The 17,241-nt window shown below is 35.3% G+C and carries 12 protein-coding genes; all 12 read left to right on the plus strand.

The window, feature by feature from the left end; genetic code table 11:
- The first annotated feature begins 26 nt into the window (after positions 1-26).
- Complete coding sequence (locus C8E03_RS05220; RefSeq protein ID WP_094375730.1) at positions 27-1,796, plus strand: L-fucose isomerase; 1,770 nt, start codon at positions 27-29, stop codon at positions 1,794-1,796.
- Positions 1,797-2,157: 361 nt separating this feature from the next.
- Positions 2,158-2,952 carry a helix-turn-helix transcriptional regulator gene (locus C8E03_RS05225; RefSeq protein WP_094375729.1) on the plus strand — a complete coding sequence of 265 codons (795 nt, stop codon included), beginning with the start codon at positions 2,158-2,160 and terminating at the stop codon, positions 2,950-2,952.
- A 387-nt stretch (positions 2,953-3,339) separates the two neighbouring features.
- Positions 3,340-5,313 carry a right-handed parallel beta-helix repeat-containing protein gene (locus tag C8E03_RS05230; RefSeq protein WP_110290491.1) on the plus strand — a complete coding sequence of 658 codons (1,974 nt, stop codon included), beginning with the start codon at positions 3,340-3,342 and terminating at the stop codon, positions 5,311-5,313.
- Positions 5,310-6,230: an ABC transporter permease subunit gene (locus C8E03_RS05235; protein ID WP_094375727.1), complete on the plus strand. Its 921-nt coding sequence runs from the start codon at positions 5,310-5,312 to the stop codon at positions 6,228-6,230. Before C8E03_RS05230 ends, C8E03_RS05235 begins: the two co-directional genes overlap by 4 nt.
- Positions 6,231-6,246: 16 nt before the next feature.
- Positions 6,247-7,170, plus strand: coding sequence for a carbohydrate ABC transporter permease (locus C8E03_RS05240; RefSeq protein WP_094375726.1), 924 nt, complete (start codon positions 6,247-6,249; stop codon positions 7,168-7,170).
- Positions 7,171-7,224: 54 nt separating this feature from the next.
- Positions 7,225-8,979: a type 2 periplasmic-binding domain-containing protein gene (locus C8E03_RS05245; protein ID WP_094375725.1), complete on the plus strand. Its 1,755-nt coding sequence runs from the start codon at positions 7,225-7,227 to the stop codon at positions 8,977-8,979.
- Positions 8,980-9,018: 39 nt separating this feature from the next.
- A complete protein-coding gene (locus C8E03_RS05250; RefSeq protein WP_094375724.1) occupies positions 9,019-10,536 on the plus strand; it encodes a GH39 family glycosyl hydrolase in 1,518 nt (505 codons plus the stop codon).
- Positions 10,537-10,675: 139 nt separating this feature from the next.
- Positions 10,676-11,362 (plus strand): LytR/AlgR family response regulator transcription factor, encoded by a 687-nt coding sequence (locus C8E03_RS05255; protein WP_094375723.1) that lies wholly within the window; start codon positions 10,676-10,678, stop codon positions 11,360-11,362.
- Positions 11,363-11,367: 5 nt separating this feature from the next.
- Positions 11,368-12,885, plus strand: a complete 1,518-nt coding sequence (locus C8E03_RS05260; RefSeq protein WP_110290492.1) for an ATP-binding protein — start codon at positions 11,368-11,370, stop codon at positions 12,883-12,885.
- An 85-nt stretch (positions 12,886-12,970) separates the two neighbouring features.
- Entirely contained in the window at positions 12,971-13,783 is an 813-nt protein-coding gene (locus tag C8E03_RS05265) for a hypothetical protein (protein ID WP_110290493.1), read from the plus strand.
- Positions 13,784-14,112: 329 nt separating this feature from the next.
- Complete coding sequence (locus tag C8E03_RS05270) at positions 14,113-15,240, plus strand: tyrosine-type recombinase/integrase (RefSeq protein ID WP_094375720.1); 1,128 nt, start codon at positions 14,113-14,115, stop codon at positions 15,238-15,240.
- 317 nt (positions 15,241-15,557) lie between these two features.
- Positions 15,558-17,228 (plus strand): methyl-accepting chemotaxis protein, encoded by a 1,671-nt coding sequence (locus C8E03_RS05275; RefSeq protein ID WP_110290676.1) that lies wholly within the window; start codon positions 15,558-15,560, stop codon positions 17,226-17,228.
- Positions 17,229-17,241 lie beyond the last annotated feature (13 nt).

Raw genomic sequence — 17,241 nt, forward strand, 5'->3', positions numbered from 1 at the left:
TATACTAAAAAGAAATGGAGTAATATATGAAAAATTATCCGGTTATAGGAATTAGACCTATTGTGGATTCCAGACGTTTCGGTATAAGGGATTCCTTGGAGGAGAAAGTAAGAGAAATGGCAGAGGCTGCTAAATCTCTTATGGAAGAAAATATTAGATATATTGATGGAAGTCCTGTAAAAGTTATCATATTTTCAGGAAGTATTGCAGGAGGAGAAGAGGCGGCACAATGTGAAGCCTTATTCTCTTCACAAAATGTCGTTGCTACATTAAGTGTCACTCCAAGCTGGTGCTATCCTCTTGAAACAATCGATTTAAATCCATTGACAATAAAAGCTATATGGGGATTTAATGGGACTGAGCGCCCGGGAGCAGTTTATTTGGCCTCTGCACTTGCCGCTCATAATCAGATGAAGTTACCATGCTTTTCTATTTATGGAAGAGACGTTCAGGATATGGACGAAAAACAAATTCCGGGGGATGTACAAGAAAAGATTCTTCGATTTGCAAAATGTGCACTTGCTGTTGGACAGATGAAAAATAAAGCTTATATTGGTTTTGGCTCAGTTTCTATGGGAATTATGGGATCATATCTAGATCCATCATTTTATATTCACTATTTAGGTATGCGCCCGGAATGGGTTGATATGACGGAAATTCTCAGACGTGTTGAGCAAGATGTCTTTGATAAAGAAGAATATAAAAAAGCACTTATATGGGTGAAAAATTATTGTAAGGAAGGAAAAGATCCTAATCCAGAGCATAGCGCACATACTAGAGAGCAAAAGGATAAAGAATGGGAATTTGTAATTAAAATGACCTTGATTATCCGTGACATTATGCTAGGAAATAAAAAATTGGATGAAATGGGATTTGAAGAAGAAGCATTAGGTAGAAACGGTTTATTTGGTGGTTTTCAAGGGCAAAGAATGTGGACAGATTATAAACCAAATGGTGATTTTACAGAAGCAGTCCTAAATTCTACGTTTGATTGGAATGGAAAAAAACAACCAACCATTTTTGCTACAGAAAATGATAATTTAAATGGTCTAGCAATGATGTTCGGAAATCTTTTGACAGGTAAGGCAAGTGGCTTTTCGGATGTTCGCTGTTATTGGAGTCCAAAAGCAGTAGAGCGCGTGACAGGATGGAAACCTGAGGGTATGGCGAAAGAAGGATTTATACATTTGATTAATTCAGGCTCAACTTGTATCGATGCAACAGGAAAATCAAAAGATCAAGATGGTAATTCAGTAATGAAATCATGGTGGGAAATGGAGGATAAGGATATTCAGGAATGTCTTGGTGCCACCGATTGGTGCCCGGCTGAACTTTGCCAGTTTAGGGGCGGTGGATATTCCTCACATTTCAAAACGGATGCCGAAATGCCATTAACTATGGTCAGAGTTAATATTGTAGATGGAAAAGGACCTGTTATACAAATTGCAGAAGGATTTAGTATTGTCCTCCCAGAAGAAGTACATAACAAAATAGATAACAGGACAGATCCAACCTGGCCTACTACATGGTTTGTACCAAGGATAAGTGGAAGCGGTGCTTTTAGAGATGTTTATACAGTGATGGCAAACTGGGGAGCAAATCATGGTGCTTTTATTCATGGTCATGTAGGCGCAGATATAATTACTATGGCATCCATGCTAAGAATACCCGTTGTAATGCATAATGTTTTAGAAGAAAATATATTTAGACCACATGTATGGAGTTCATTTGGGACAAAAGACATGGAAGTAGCAGATTCAGAGGCTTGTAAAGCATTTGGTCCATTGTATAAGTGACATTATGGAAGTAAGACACTCAAGAATGACTATTGGTGACGCTGATAAAATGTTAAAAATTAAGTTTATATTTTCCATATAGAATAAATAAATCTGCATTTTTGTAAAAAGTTTGGCATATTCTCTATGTTTTTTTAAAATTGCTAAAATATAAGAAAAAACATTGCGAAGTTGTAATTGTTGATATATAATTATGAAAATATTACAAACGTTTGCATAAGCAAAGGATAAATATAATGAAATTTAAACTAAAAAATAATTACAAGTGGTACGATTTACTATTTAGTACCTCCTGATACAAATGAATTAAGAATACATAATCTTCACAAAAGGGTGTAGTGCAGGAATTGGAGGAACTGCTATGATAAATATAAGATTTGTAGAATATGATACCTCTCATTTTGGAGAATTTATATTTGATATACCAGAAGGGCACGATTGCTGGCTTTTGCTATTAACCCATACTCCGGCAGTTTTTTTGGTTGATAATGAATACAGGACATACAATTCAAACAGTGCAGTATTATATAAACCAAATCAAAGAATATATTATAAGGCTTGCTCGGATCGATATTCAGATGATTGGATTCGTTTTGATACGGATGAAAATTATGTTACTGCCACACCGATTACTTGTGGTGTGCCATTTATAATTCAAGAGCCTGATTATTGTCATAATTTATATCAATTACTAGTGGCAGAAGATATTTTGAGTAATAAGTATAAAGATATTTCTATTGATAATTTATTAAGAACGTTATTCAACAAGCTGCTTGAGTCATATCATTGTGTTAACATATCTCCGTTATATAAATGTCTTAACGAGTTAAAAATGGAGATTTACCGAAAACCAAATAGTGACTGGACTGTAGCGAATATGGCAGAAAGACTTAATATTAGTGCAGGATATCTTGAAGAGATTTACAAAAATACCTTTGGAGTTACATGTATGAATGATGTTATTAATAGTCGTATCAATCTAGCAAAAAAATATTTATTATATGATCATTACTCAATAAGTGAGATTGTAAATTTATGTGGATATCGTAATACGGAGCATTTTTTTCGACAATTCAAGAAAATCACTGGAGTAACGCCCAATCGCTTCCGAAACAGTCCCTTTCAACGAAACCATTTGGAAGAAAATCAAAATTAGTATGGAGTATCACGAACCTCTATATAAAATCAAATGAAATCAAAGTGTAAAATCCTTTCTGGGTTTTTGCACTTTTTTTGTGCGCGTAACATGTTCCTATCTAACTTACAATTTATGAAATTGATTAAAGAAAAATGCAAAATTTTATATTTTGGACAAACAATATTGCAAATTGATTAAAATAGTTCATTTTATGATGGGTATATGTCATTGTTTTGCAAGAATTAATAATTTATAATAAATTCATTGAATATATTGTACAAAAATATTACAAACACTCATTGAAAATTAGCTATATTGATGAGTGCTTAACATCGGTTGATTTAACAAAAAAGTAATGATACGACGTCATATTTTTTGTAAAACCGAAATACTTTGGAGGGAAAAATGAATCAAGATATCACGTTGCGGCTTCCAAATGGTCAATATTTTAATAAGTGGGAAAAACCACAAATTTATGATAGGGAACTTCATGTCGCCTGTAACCATTTTGCCGCGTCCGACGAAAATGATGGGAGCCCGGATCATCCATTAAAGACAATTAATGCCGCAGCTGCTATTGCAGCTCCTGGTACGCATGTGTGGATTCATAAAGGAGTTTACCGGGAATGCATACACCCGGTAAGAGGCGGTGATGGAACAGATAAAATGATTTGCTATGAAGCCTGCCATAATGAAGATGTAGTAGTAAAAGCTTCTGTCATAGCATGCCATTTCAAAGAAAGTGAAGGCTGGAATAGGATGCCTTTTACACTGGAAATGAAGAGAGAAATAAGTCATGTAAAGATTTGGGAAACAAAACTCGTTCCTGAAGAATTCAAAGGATATAATCCTTTTTGTGCGGTTAATATCCTACATGATAGGTTGTTTATCGAGTATGACAAAACAGATATGACTACCTACCTAAATAGGCGGGGTATGGTTTTCTGTGATGGGAAACCATTAAAGCAGGTAGCACTTTATCATCAGATGGGTGAGCTTGCAGGTTCTTATTGGGTAGAAGCAAATGGACAGACGGTTCATTTTAGACTGGAAAATGATGAACATCCAGCAGATCATTTGATTGAATTAACTTGCCGCGAACAATGTTTCGCCCCGCAAATCCCATTTTTATCCTACATAAAAGTAAAAGGACTCACCTGTGCACATGCGGCTACGGGAGCTCCGGTTCCGCAAAGAGGTTCGATTTCCTGCTATCGGGGGCACCATTGGATTATTGAAGATTGTACGATAGATTGGGCAAATGGAGTTGGAATTGATATAGGTAATGAATGCTGGCATCACTCTTATATAGAAAATCAAGTAATAGGGTTTTCAATTATTCGACGCTGCAAGATTTATGATGTAGGTGTTTGCGGAATTGCTGGTTTGTTTGCGAAGAATTTATTGATTGAAGATAATTTAATACAGAAAACAGGGTGGCAAGAGATGGAGCTATCATGGGAAGCAGGAGCAATTAAAGTACATAGCTGCACAAACAGTGTGATTCGTAGGAATATATTTACCAAAACTTATAGAGCAGATCACCTTTGGATGGATATGGCAAATGAAAATAATCGTATAACACAAAATCTGTTTTTGGATGGATTGATGCAAAGGGAAGCAATTTTTATTGAATGCAGCAGAGATGATATCAATCTCATAGATAATAATATTTTCTGGAACATAGAGGGGCGTTTTCATCCAAATCAAATACCAAAGGAGCCAGGTTCCTCAGGCTGGTATAAGATGGAAGAATCCGATGTGATTAATGGATATGCTATTTATGGAGAAGGAACAGATCATATACATATTATTAATAATTTTATTGGAAAATGCCGTAGTGCAGGTTATTTTGCCAAAACAGTTTCTTTTCGCATAGCTGGTACAAGGGGTGGCACATCACGGGACACAAGAATATGGAATAATATATTTTATGATTGCAAGGAGGCTGCTATCAAGTTTCCTACAAAACAAAACGAATCCGAGGGTAACCTATATATGAATATGCCAGGCGGGTATCTAAGAATTCTTTATCCTGCACCCGAAGTATGTCTGGATTTACAGGCATGGCAGGATTTTTATGGTTTTGATCTACAAGGACAAGAGGGGCTTTTTGATGTGGAGATTGATACAGAGAAGTTTACAATGGCAATAAAGCGAAAGAAAGACCGGCCAATGCCCTTTGCTCGTACTTATGAAAAACATAACTATATTTTTGAAACAAAAAAAATCCAAAATGTCAGAACAAATATGATCGCAGCCAATGATTTTTTTGGTAATGCGGTTACAGATGAATTGCGTGTACCGGGACCATTTGTCGATTTAGCAGAAAATCAGGTGATTTCCATAGATCCTAGGAAAAAGGAGAATGTGAGATGAAGTTTTTTCAAAACAAAAGGAAAATAAGAGGTTATAAAGAGTTTTTGTATATCTTTCCTTTGTTAATATTGATAACTATATTTGCTTATTATCCATTATATGGATGGGTTTATGCATTTTTTGACTATAAGCCACCGGTACCATTGAGTATGGATTTATTTGTTGGGTTGAAATGGTTTCAATCACTGATTGCAAATGATGTTAAAAGACAACAGATTTTTATGGTTATTAGAAATACCTTTGCTATGAGCGGACTTACGATATTGACTTCTTGGTTGCCAATGATATTCGCAGTGTTTTTAAATGAAATTAAGTGTATGCGCTATAGAAAGGTAGTTCAGACAGTAACTACGATTCCAAATTTTATTAGTTGGGTTTTGGTATATTCCATAGCATACAATTTATTTAATAGCACAGGTATGGTGAATCATATACTTACAAATGCGGGATTTATATCTAATCCAATCTTGTTTCTTCAAGGGGCTAATCATATTTGGCTGAAAATGTGGCTATGGTTAACCTGGAAGAATCTGGGATGGGCTGCCATTATGTACATCGCTGCGATTTCAGGTATTGATGAAGAATTATATGAAGCATCAAAAGTAGATGGTGCTACCAGAATGCAGACAATTTATCATATTACAATACCCAGTCTGTTGCCTACTTATTTTGTATTATTGATGTTAAGCGTTGCAAGCTTTCTTTCAAATGGTATGGAACAGTATTATGTGTTTCAGAATGCTTTCAACAAAGACTCAATCCAAGTGTTAGATTTATATGTGTTTAATTTGGCAATGGGAAGCGGTAGTTATTCTGTGTCTACAGCTTTAAGTATGCTAAAGAGTCTTATCAGTCTGGTTTTACTGTGCGTATGTAATAAGATTTCAAAGCTGGTAAGAGGAGAAAACTTTTTATAAAAATGGAGGAGTCAAAATGGAAATCAGTAAAAGAAAGATTCATAAAAAGCAAAGCTTTAAAGACTGGCTCATTAGTGCCATCACATACGTGGTTTTTGCTATATTTGCATTCATTTGTATTTATCCGTTTTATTATATTTTTATTAATACAATCAGTTCAAATAAGTTAAGTGAAAAAGGAGCGATTAATTTCTGGCCGCAACAGATTCACTTTCAAAATTACATGGATGCATTGAAGATACCAGGGTTGGCAAATGCGGCTATGATATCAATTGAGAGAACTGTTATAGGAACCTTATTTACAGTAATTGCAACAGCCTTTTTGGGGTATATGTTTACCAGGGACAGTTTATGGCATAGAAAACTATGGTACCGTTATGTGGTAATAACCATGTATTTTAATGCAGGTATCATTCCCTGGTATTTGACTATGAGAAATCTTCATCTTACCAATAATTTTTGGGGCTATATTTTGCCCGGTATTGTCTCACCCTTTTATATTATCCTAACCAAGACGTTTGTAGAGTCGATACCAATCGAATTGCAACAGGCTGCTGAAATAGATGGTGCTGGTACCTTGAGAGTGTTTACAAGTATAATTTTGCCGGTAATTAAGCCGATTATGGCAACTGTGGCTATTTTTACAGCAGTGGGACAGTGGAATGCATTTCAAGATACGCTGTTACTTATGACAGATGAAAAATTATATAGCTTACAATTTATCCTTTATCAGTATATTAACCAAGCAAGCTCTTTAAAGACTCTTATTAATAGTACATCTAACGGTGCAAGTGTTGCACAGAGCTTAGCTACCGTACAGACAGCAACTTCGATTCGTATGACAGTAACAATTATAGTTGTTGCACCAATTTTACTAATATATCCAATCTTTCAAAGATATTTTGTAAAGGGAATGATGATTGGAGCTGTTAAAGGTTAAAAAATAGAAAGATGGGAAAACATCTTTATATATATAAAAAATGGAGGATTCTATATGAAAAATGGAAAAGTTGTTTCAAAGCTGTTAGCCGTTGTTTTATCATTATTCATTGTTCTGACTGGATGTTCTGCAAATGATACTGCATCAAGGGAAACAGGAAGTGAGGCTGTAACAGAGAACAGTAGTGTTACAGAAGCGGATAGTGATTTACTAGAGCTAGAGGTTTATAGTGTTGCGGCCAACTACCAGGGAGAGCAGTCGGGTTGGTTTGCTAAAATAATACAGGATAAATTTAATATTAAGCTGAATATTATTGCTCCGCAGGTTTCAGGAGATGGGAAAGCTCTTTATCAGACTCGTTGTGCATCAGGAGATTTGGGTGATATTATAATTTTGGATAACAGTGATTTTCAAGATTGTGTTCAGGCAGGTTTAATTGCCGATATTACAAACGAGCTTCAAACCACAACAAATTTGAAGACGTATACAGAACAGATTAAAACCTACAATTCAAACTTGAAAGGAGAAGATGGAACTAAGCTTTATGGAATACCTTGCAATATGACTAATACTTCTCCCACAACGTATTCAGATATTCGAGTTTATTCAAGTCCGATGCTTCCGTGGGATTATTATTCTGAATTGGATTGTCCTGAAATGAATAATTTAGAAGATTTACTTAATGTAATGGAAAAAATTCAGAAGGCACATCCTACAAATTCTTCCCAAGATCCAGTATATGCTCTTTCTTTATGGTCGGATTGGGATAATACTAGTATAGAGACAGTTAATCAGATTACCAAATGGTATGGTTATGAAGTGAATGGTTCAGTTTTGCTTAGTAATCAAGGGGATATGAAGGAACTTACGGATGACACAGGTGCCTATTACAAACTGTTACATTTCTTCTATGAAGCAAATCAAAGAGGTTTAATTGATCCGGATTCAGGCACGCAAGATTGGGAATCTGCATGTACGAAGATGAAAAATAAGCAAGTATTATTAATGTGGTATAATTGGCAGCTAGGATTTTATAACACAATTGATCGCGGTAATAATAATGACGCATATATCTATGCACCGGTATCTGATATGAATTTCTATCAGACTTCTGATACATATTATGGAGAAACAAGAGCTTGGGCAATTGGTTCTCAGGTAGATGATAATAAAAAAGCAAAAATCATTGAATTCTTAGACTGGCTTTCGGGTCCTGAAGGTAATACCTATTTGCAAGATGGTCTTGAAGGATTTAACTATACCGTAGGTGACGATGGGAAATACACACTAACAAAGGAGGGAGAAAATGCATTAATGGCAAATCTTGATGTTCCAGAAGAATTCGGTGGCGGCGGATATTCTGATGGTATGTGCAAAATAAATCAGTGGATTGGATCTGGAAGTGCTACGAATACGTTAACAGGTGAGCCTTATGCCTCTGATAAGTGGAGCTCTTATATAGAATCAAACAAAACTACCATGACAAAAGAATGGAGTGAAAAGTATGGTGCAGACAACCAAGTAGAATATCTAAAAAAGACAGGTCAGCTTACGATTGTACCAAGTGTTAATATTATTTTACCAAGTGATAGTACAGATATTGCATTAATTCGCGGTCAATGTGGGCAATTGATTTGTGATACATCCTGGCAGATGATTTATGCCGGAAGCGAAGAAGAATTTAAAACTATGTGGTCAAATATGAAAAAGCAATTGGATGGATTGGGGTGGAAAGATTTAGTTACATTTGATATGCAAAAGCAGCAAAAGGTAATTGATGCTAGAGCTATAGCGTCGGGTGCGCAATGAAAGTAAGGGAGATACAATAATAAATGAACGGAGATATTTATGGAAATATATAATGATAAGATTCATATAGATGACAGCGTAAGCTTTAATAATAATGCAACATTTTGTGTGGGAACAGGACGAATGAGTCTTGCTTTACGGAATGAATATCATAATCAACTGAAAAAGGTTCAAGAGGAAATTTGTTTTTCACATATTCGCGGTCATGGATTATTTTGTGATGATATGGCTATCTATCATACGTATGAAGAAGATGGCGTAGAAAAAATAGAGTATAATTTTACCTATGTTGATATGGTGTTTGACGACTATCAATCGCTGGGGCTTAAACCTTTTGTAGAATTAGGCTTTATGCCAGAAAAGCTGGCATCTGGAAATCAGACAGTATTTTATTGGAAAGGAAATACGACACCACCTTCGGATTACCAAAAATGGGCTGATTTGATAACGGCTACAATACAACACTTTATTAGCCGTTACGGAAGAGAGGAAGTAATTACTTGGCCATTTGAGGTATGGAATGAACCCAATCTTCCCGGCTTTTGGAAAGATGCCGATAGGGAGGAATATTTCAAGCTTTATAACGTAACAAGTAATGCGATAAAAAACTGTGATTTGCGTATACGGGTTGGAGGACCTGCAATTTGTGGAGTAGATGATGAGAACTGGCTTATGTGCTTTCTTAACTATTGTTCAAATAACAAAGTTTCGATTGATTTTGTTACAAGACATGTTTACGCAACGCAAGCGCCGAAAAAAGATGGTCATTACGAATATCAAAAACTTAGGTCACCTGAGTCATTGATGTCTGAGCTAAAGAATAGTCGTAGAATTATTGATAGTTTTCCTGAGTATGCAGGTATGGAAATGCATATTACAGAATTTAATACCTCATATACGCCACTTAATCCAATTCATGATACCAATCTAAATGCAGCTTATGTGGCAAGACTTTTAAGTGAAATGGGTGATTTTTGCGCTTCTTATTCCTATTGGACTTTTGGAGATGTTTTTGAAGAATCCGGGGTTGCTTTTACGCCGTTTTCTGGCTGTTTTGGATTAGTAGCAAATGGAATGATTCCAAAACCTACCTTTTGGGCGTTTTCTTTCTTTCATAATCTGGGCTCAAACGCAATTGCACGAAGTGAGTATTTTATCATAACTAAGGACAGTGAGGATAATTTGCATGGGATTGCCTGGTATCCGGTTGAGGAGAATGTAAATATAAATGTGACATTGCACTTTACAATTGAGTTAAATAACGGTTTCTATATTTTGATTATGAAACGAGTGGATGAGCTGACATGTAATCCGTTAAAAACTTGGATTGACATGGGTTCACCAGCATATCCATCCAAAGAGCAATTAGTGCTTCTACGAGAATGTGCCCGACCTCAAATTAGAACCAAACAATATGAAGTGAATCATAATGCAATGAATTTTGATATTACTTTATCAGCAAATGCATTGTGCTATTTTGAGATACAGCGTATTCAGTGCGAAACGGATCAAGGATATCATCCAGAATGCATTAGAGGAGCAAGACTGCCCTTTTAACCAGTATAATGAAGAAGATCTCGAATTTTTGCATTACAAAGTATTTTGTATCTATTATGCAATTAATCAATTAAATAATTCTACTTGGATAGCCGATATAAACCATATCGGCTATAGTTATGCAAAATGGAGGGACAACATGTTACAGATAGCGATTTGTGATGACGATGAGAGAATGCGTTGTTATATAGAAAATTTAATTAAGAATGAGGCAGCTTGCAGATTGTCTGTCTATGGCTCAGGAAAAGAATTAATAGCAGAAGGAATTAAGTTTGATATTTTATTTTTGGATATAAGAATGGTAGATTTAAATGGAATTGAGACAGCAAAAATTATTCGTAAAACTTCAGATGCAATCATTATTTTTATTACAGCGTTAAAAGAATATGTCTTTGATGCTTTTGATTTGGAAGCATTTCATTATCTCTTAAAGCCAATTGATGAAACAAAATTCAAAGAAGTATTCAAAAGAGCAGTGGATGAGCGTTTACTGGTAACAAGGAGTGAACCGTTGATTATTAAGGCAGAGGGAATTTATCGCAGGATTGAAAAAGACGAAATTTTATACGCTGAAAATGAAGCACGTAAGATTATTTTACATACAAGAAGTGAAAATATTACTTTTTATGAGAAAATGGATGATCTGGAACAAAAGATTGGAGGTCAATTCTTTCGCTGCCATAGGGGATATTTAATTAATCTGGATGCAGTTACGAGTTATGATATGACGCATATTCGTTTGAAAAGTGGGGAAGAAGTCTGTATGGCCAAGCAAAAATACAACAGTTTTGTAACTGCTTATATGGAATATCTTCGAAGGAGATAGACAGGATGGAACGCGTATTATTTTTAATCATGGATTTAGGGGAGAATATCATCAGGGGCTATCTGATTGTTTTCTTGCTGGCGGATATTCTTACAATGAGTTCGAAATACAAGACAAAGAGAGCTGCATCTTTGCTTCTTATTTCGCAGTTTGTGTTAGTACGGATGCTTATAACAAATATACCGGTTATGAAACGGCTTCTTTATGGAGAAACTATGATTCCGAAATCAAACAGGACAAGCATTTTAGTAATTCTAGTAAGTATGTGTATCACAATCCTTTTTTCTTTTATCCTTTATACTAATAAGAAAATTGAGATTTTATATCTCACATTTACGTACTTTACATTAAGCGAATTGACAAAATTCACGTTACATTCAGTGTTTATATTTCTCTTGACCGCCATTAACAAATGGATCAGTCATATGTTTGCAATTGAAAATAGAGCAGTATTTAAAGATAAAAATATTGTTTTTAGTGTCGCCCAGCTTGTTTGGAATCTGATTTTTTTAGTAGTTTTTTTATCACTTTTTTACATAATTTTAAAGCAGCTAAAAAAGCTTCTTGTCATGGAAGAAAGAGAAATCAAAACAAGTGAAATCATGTTATTGGCTGTTCCCAGTTTAATTGGTTTTTGTTTTAGTATTTTACTGCGAAGCATTATGTATTCTATAAAGGGAAAGGAAGTTTATTTTCTTATGGATCATAATCCTGAGACATACTTTCTAATTCCTGCAATCTCTTCTTTATGTATTGTAGCTATATTAGGGGGAGTTAAAGTATTGAACGAATTAATCAAAAGCAGTGAAAAAGAAATTCAAATTCAAACTTATAAGAATCAGATAAAAAATATGGGAGAGCATATGATGGATGTGGAGCATCTCTATGATGGAATTCGTGGAATGAAGCATGATATGAAAAACTATGTTGCTGACATGGAGTCTTTGATTCAGGGCATTGAAGTGGATACTCCACGTTATAAACAGGAAATGAGAAAATATCTGGATGGATTGTGTGATACGGTAGAGCAGCTTGACTTAAAATATCAAACAGGTAACCCCGTGACCGATGTGGTCATTAACCGTAAAATGCGAGAGCTTGATAAGAGAGGAATTTCTTTTACCTGTGATTTCTTCTATCCTAAAGGACTTCAATTCAGTGCGTTTGATATCAGTATCATATTAAATAATGCGCTGGAAAATGCGTTAGAAGCAGTAAAACAACAAAAGAGAAATGCGTATATTAAACTGTTTTCTTATTCGAAAAAGAATATGTTTTTTATTGAAGTACAAAATAGCTTTGACTCCATACTGCAAATGGATGCATCGGGAGAGCTTCTGAGTACCAAAAAAGATACAACAATGCTTCATGGTATGGGACTTAAGAATATCAGAAGCTGTGCAAAAAAGTATTTTGGAAAAGCTGAATATAACGTAAATGACAAAGAATTTGTTCTGACAATAATGCTACAAGGAAACGCTCAAGATAATTCGTTACACAATAGCAGCAATTCGTTACATTAAGGTTTAATTGTAATAAATGATTTCCGATATACTCATTGAGTAGTAGTAGATTAGATCTAGTTATACAAAAAGGGAGAATGAGACTATGAGAATCGAAAGTAAATTGAGTATACGTCTTGCTCGTACAAAAGCGTCAAGACAAGCGATGAAAGAAAGAAAAAGTAGTAGAAGTGCAGCATCTAAAAAAAATACAACGTCGAATAAAAGTACGACAACAAACTCTATATTATCTGCACTAAACAGCAAAAAAACAACAGCATCCAAATATCAAACCTCTACCACAACACAATTAAAAACGAACTATACGGCAGTTAAGACTGTAGCGGGCAAAGTACAGGAAGATGCCGCAAAGCTGTTGGCAACTGGTAGTGATTCACTTTTTGGAAAAGCACTCTCAGTAAAAGCAGCACAAGAAAATAGTACTGCAGCCGAAAATACGCTAGGTGAAACAAATGAATTGACAGCGGCAGAATCAGCAAAGGCTAAGGAAAGTGTTTTAAAAGTTATCAATAGTTTTATTGATGATTATAATACGATGCTAAATAAGCTAGATAATATAGGTGGATCTTTAAATAACATGTATGCCAAGCAATTACGTAACTATGTCACACAAAATGAAACAGCACTTAAGAACATAGGTATAACAAAGACGAAAGCAGGAACGCTCAGTGTGAATCAAGAAAAATTGAAAACCGCTGATATCTCTGCCATACAGAAAGTATTTGGAACAAACGGTTCCTTTGTATATAAAGTGGCATCAAAAAGTAAAAGTGTAGAGGTAAATGCAGAAACAAATCTGGCTTCCTTAAATAAGAGCACTTACAGCAGCTTTAACTACAACAAATCTGGAATCAGTTATAATAGTGATAAAACCAGCAGCTATCATGCAAAGGGGTAGGTTATTAATAATAGTAATGAAAGTATATTATTAAAATAGAAGAGTATTGAAAAGGGAAAGAATTAACTAAGATTCTTTCCCTTTTCATACATAAATGGACGCAGTATATAACATACCATACCCTATATTATTGTATATTTCGACAGAATTTATTATACATCAACCACATATTATTTGTCAAATAGCAACTTAATTTATTATTGTAGTGTTGTAATTAGGAAAATATAAATAATATAATATGAAATGCAAGACGTTTTTGGTGTTTTTGATTAAATTCGCCGTCAGACCAAGCGTCAGGTAATATATAATCAAGCAAAGGAGATTTTGTAATGTCACGCAGAGGAGAAAACATTTATAAACGCAAAGATGGACGTTGGGAGGGAAGGCTGATGAAGCAAGATAAAAAATATCAGTATTTCTATGCCCGAACCTATAAAGAGGTGAAAGGAAAAATGAAACTTTTTCTGGAGCAAAAAGATTTTTCTAAAAAAGGGCAGTCAGATCAGTTAAATCATGCTCCCAAACTATTTGAAGCGTGGCTTGTTGGAGAAATTTCTCTTAGGGTAAAACCATCCACCTATGAAAGCTATTATTGTTGTATGCATAGGCATGTAATTCCATTCTTTTCAGAAAGCGAAAATAACAAGATAACGCAGGATTCGATTGCAGGCTTTGTTCGAATGGTAAAAGAAAAGCAAGAGCTTGCTGAAGCTTCCAAAAAAAAAATACTTGCAATTTTTAAAATATCGCTGAAAGAAATATTAAAAGATTCGCCAGAATGTCATTTCTTGATTGATTTAGTCAGACTTCCTAAAACAGAGGACAAAGAAGTGCAGGTTTTCTCTATGAAAGAACAAAGGCTGATTGTAGACGCCGCTTTACATTCACAAGATAGACGTGCAATTGGGATCGTTGTATGCTTTTATACAGGAATACGTCTTGGTGAGCTTTGTGCTTTAAAGTGGAGTGATATTGATATAGAAACAGGTACGATGTCTATCATGAGAACGGTGTCCAGAACTAGAATCTTTGAAGAGGAACCTTATAAAACGGTATTACTTGTTGGAACACCCAAAAGTAGAAAATCAGTCAGAAAAATTCCTCTACCCGCATTTTTACTGAAATTGATAAATGAAAGTATAGAGTGCGATTTTAATCATGAGTATATATTTTCCGGAAAAGATGTGCCTTCTGACCCTCGTAGTTACCAAAAGCTATTTAAGAAAATATTAAAAGAGTTGAAATTGCAGGAACGTAAATTTCATGCAATACGTCATACCTTTGCCACTCGTGCTCTAGAATTAGGCGTAGATATAAAAACACTTAGTGAAATATTAGGTCATTCAAGTGTTTCTATTACACTTGACATTTATGCGCATTCACTTATGGAACAAAAAAAAGTTGCCATAGAAAAATTTAATGATATGTATATGCTTAATGTCAAACAAAATGCATAGCCGTCAATTGCTCCGTCTATAATTAAGCTGACATCTGATAAATGCAGAATTATATGTAAAAGGGTATGGTATGTTATATACTGCGAATTAGCATATAATTATTAATACAATTATAGTTGCCAATTTTTCCTTTATTATTAACTGCTGTATAAAATAAGTTTAACCTATATTTAGAGAAAATTCATTAAAAATTAAAATGAAGAGGTGGCAGAATAGTGAATGAAACTGTAGAAAAGTAAAAATGAGCTAAATTAGTTCTAAATAAGTGATATTGGTTGCTAAATGACAAGAAAATCGAAATGGCAGAGGTGATTTTTATGAAGAATTTTAAAGATTTTAGTATTTCCCGTAAGCTCTTGACAGGCTTTTTAACGCTCACATTTATTTTGATTGTGGTTGGTGGTGTAGGTATTACCGGCATGGTTCAGATTAATAAAATGGATACCTATATGTATAAGGATAAGACTGTTCCGATTACAAGCCTGGTTAGTGCGATACAAAGCTTGTATCAAGTTCGTGTTGATTCAGAAAATATGCTCGTGCAAGTTGGTGACACGCAAAAACTCGAAGAATTGGAACAAAGCTATAATAGTGAAAAGGCCAATTTTCTTAGTATGACTGATAGTTATCTTGACACAGTAGAAACGGCTGATTCGATAGCACTAGTCAATGAAGCAAAACAGTTATTTAACGATTCGTTTGACCCTGCAATACAAAAGACTCTCGAGGCTGTAAAAGCAGGTAAGCAAGAAACAGCAATTGCTGCACTGGAAGCACAGGAAGAAGATATACAAAAGATATTTGATGATTTTGAACTTTTGCTTTCGAATCGAATGAGCAGTATTAAAAGCTCCAGTGATACGAATGACAGCACCGCTGGCGTATTGACAATCTTGTTGATTGCTTGTGTCATACTGGGAGCAGGAATAGCGGTATACCTTGGCTTGAAAATATCTAAAATGATTAGTAAGCCAATTGAACAAGTAGTAGAGGCAGCAGAAAAAATTGCATTGGGGCATGTTGATGTTCATTTAGAAAATATCAATTCAAAAGATGAAACGGGGCAGCTTGCGAATACATTTATGAAAATGCTTGACGGCATTAAACAGCAGGTTTTAGCAGCGGAAAGTGTAAGTAATGGAGATTTTACAATGGAAGTACAACTGCGTTCAGATCAGGATATCCTTGGGCTTGCATTGCAGAAAATTATAAAGGATTTGAATCAGACATTAAAGCTAATTAGCTCAGCAGCGGAGCAAGTCAGTATGGGATCAGATCAGGTCTCACTTGCGGCACAGGCACTGGCATCAGGAGCTACGGAGCAGGCAGCGGCAGTGGAAGAATTAAGTGCATCTATAACCGATGTAGCGACTCAGTCAGAGCAAAATGTTTCTAGTGTGCGTAATGCTTCTGACTACGTATCTCAGGCCGGTGTGGGAATTAATGAAAGTAATGAGCATATGAAGCAGCTCAATACGGCAATGAAAGAAATCGGTGATGCTTCTGAAAAAATATCCGGCATTACAAAGACGATTGAGGATATCGCAGCACAGACAAATCTTTTGGCGTTAAATGCTGCCATAGAAGCCGCTAGAGCAGGTGATGCAGGGAAAGGCTTTGCAGTGGTTGCAGATGAAGTTCGTGATTTGGCGGCTAAATCAGCCGAGGCGGTGAAACAGACAGCAGAACTAATTGGACATTCTGTCAACACTGTTTCGGAAGGCGAAAGACTGGCAAATGAGACAGTACAAATTCTTCAAGATGTAGCGATAAAATCAGGACTTGTTGAGGAAGCAGTACAACAAATTGCTGAAGCATCCTCTGAGCAGGCACAGGCGATAGAACAGATTAATGAGGGCTTATCACAGGTTTCCGCTGTCATTCAGACAAATGCAGCTACAGCAGAAGAAAGCTCAGCTTCTAGTGAAGAACTGGCTGCACAGGCACAGACATTACAACAAGAAGTGAAAAAGTTTAAACTTCAATAAAATTATGACTTAA

This window comes from Lachnotalea glycerini (assembly GCF_003201285.1).
Classification (GTDB): domain Bacteria; phylum Bacillota; class Clostridia; order Lachnospirales; family Lachnospiraceae; genus Lachnotalea; species Lachnotalea glycerini.

What these genes read in the sequence shown, in the direction of transcription:
- C8E03_RS05220 (WP_094375730.1), top strand. Translation starts at nt 27, where the DNA reads ATGAAAAATTATCCGGTTATAGGAATTAGACCTATTGTGGATTCCAGA.
- C8E03_RS05225 (WP_094375729.1), top strand. Translation starts at nt 2,158, where the DNA reads ATGATAAATATAAGATTTGTAGAATATGATACCTCTCATTTTGGAGAA.
- C8E03_RS05230 (WP_110290491.1), top strand. Translation starts at nt 3,340, where the DNA reads ATGAATCAAGATATCACGTTGCGGCTTCCAAATGGTCAATATTTTAAT.
- C8E03_RS05235 (WP_094375727.1), top strand. Translation starts at nt 5,310, where the DNA reads ATGAAGTTTTTTCAAAACAAAAGGAAAATAAGAGGTTATAAAGAGTTT.
- C8E03_RS05240 (WP_094375726.1), top strand. Translation starts at nt 6,247, where the DNA reads ATGGAAATCAGTAAAAGAAAGATTCATAAAAAGCAAAGCTTTAAAGAC.
- C8E03_RS05245 (WP_094375725.1), top strand. Translation starts at nt 7,225, where the DNA reads ATGAAAAATGGAAAAGTTGTTTCAAAGCTGTTAGCCGTTGTTTTATCA.
- C8E03_RS05250 (WP_094375724.1), top strand. Translation starts at nt 9,019, where the DNA reads ATGGAAATATATAATGATAAGATTCATATAGATGACAGCGTAAGCTTT.
- C8E03_RS05255 (WP_094375723.1), top strand. Translation starts at nt 10,676, where the DNA reads ATGTTACAGATAGCGATTTGTGATGACGATGAGAGAATGCGTTGTTAT.
- C8E03_RS05260 (WP_110290492.1), top strand. Translation starts at nt 11,368, where the DNA reads ATGGAACGCGTATTATTTTTAATCATGGATTTAGGGGAGAATATCATC.
- C8E03_RS05265 (WP_110290493.1), top strand. Translation starts at nt 12,971, where the DNA reads ATGAGAATCGAAAGTAAATTGAGTATACGTCTTGCTCGTACAAAAGCG.
- C8E03_RS05270 (WP_094375720.1), top strand. Translation starts at nt 14,113, where the DNA reads ATGTCACGCAGAGGAGAAAACATTTATAAACGCAAAGATGGACGTTGG.
- C8E03_RS05275 (WP_110290676.1), top strand. Translation starts at nt 15,558, where the DNA reads ATGAAGAATTTTAAAGATTTTAGTATTTCCCGTAAGCTCTTGACAGGC.